This is a genomic window from Streptomyces sp. 5-10, assembly GCF_014712245.1.
Classification (GTDB): domain Bacteria; phylum Actinomycetota; class Actinomycetes; order Streptomycetales; family Streptomycetaceae; genus Streptomyces; species Streptomyces violaceusniger.
The window spans coordinates 1-1,218 of sequence record NZ_JACVYG010000194.1 but is presented as its reverse complement, the minus strand read 5'-3'; the positions used below and the strand labels follow the sequence as shown (position 1 = coordinate 1,218).

At 74.8% G+C, this 1,218-nt stretch carries 1 protein-coding gene; it reads right to left on the bottom strand.

Going from position 1 to position 1,218, the window contains the following annotated elements; translation table 11 throughout:
* The coding region (locus tag IEJ02_RS47765; RefSeq protein ID WP_191070502.1) for a polyketide synthase dehydratase domain-containing protein at nt 1-1,145 on the bottom strand (1,145 nt) is incomplete at its 3' end.
* Nucleotides 1,146-1,218: the final 73 nt, after the last annotated feature.

Sequence of the window (1,218 nt, the reverse complement as noted above, 5' to 3'; positions counted from 1 at the left end):
CCACCGACCCTCAGCACCACCACACCGGGGGCGGATCCAACCTCGGAGACCTCCTCCCAGCTCTTCCAGTCCAGCGATGACGGCGCAGACACGGAGACGGGCCGCCACTCCAGCCGGAACAGCGAGTCGTGGGGGGCCGGGCCCGCAGGGTCCGCTCGCCGGTCGAGGTGGGCGGGCGCGGCGGTGACCGAGCGCGCCGTCAGGACCGGCTGCCCGGCCGGGTCCGCGGCGTGCAGGGACACTCCGCCCGCTTCCCCGGCCCGGAGGTGTACGCGGAGGGACGCGGCGCCGACGGCGTGCAGCACCACGTCCGTCCAGGCGTGCGGCAGGGCGGCCTCGTCGCCGAACACGCCCGCGAACACGGCGGCGTGGAATGCGGCGTCGAGCAGGGCGGGATGCAGGCCGAGCCTGCCCACCTGGTCGCGCTCGTCCGGTGGGAGCTCCACCTCGGCGTAGAGGTCGCCGCCGGACTGCCAGGCCGCCTTGAGTCCCTGAAACGCGGGGCCGTACACGAGCCCCGCGTCGGCGAGGGCCGGGTAGGCGGTGCTGACGTCGAGGGGTTCGACGTCCGGCGGCGGCCAGGCGGCCAGGTCGGTGTCGGCGGGCGGTCGTGCTCCGCTGGCGGCCAGGGTGCCGGACGCATGCAGCGTCCACGGAGCCTCGCCGTCCGGGCGGGAGTGGACCGAGATCGGGCGGCGGCCGCTGCCGTCGGGCGCCGACACGGTCACCTGCACGCGCACGCCGCCTCGGGAGGGAAGCGGCAGTGGCGTCTCGACGGTGAGTTCGGCGAGGACACCGCAGCCGACCTGGTCTCCGGCGCGCAGCGCGAGTTCGACGAACGCGGCCCCGGGCAGGACGTTCGTCTCGCCCACCCGGTGGTCGGCCATCCACCGCTGCGTCGCCGGGGACAGCAGGCCGGTGAGGACGACGCCGTCCGAATCCGCGAGCGTCACCGCCGCGCCGAGGAGGAGGTGCTCAGCCGCGTCGAGCCCAGCGGCGGCGACGTCCCCGACGTCCGTGCGTGCTTCGAGCCAGTAGCGCTGGTGCTGGAAGGCGTAGGTGGGCAGGTCGACCCGTTCGCCGGGCCGCTCGGTGCAGAACACGGACCAATCGACCGACGCACCCGCCACATACGCCTCGGCCAACGAACAGGCAAACCTCTCCAGCCCACCCTCACCCCGACGCAACGACCCCACCGTCACCGCCCCCGCACCAACC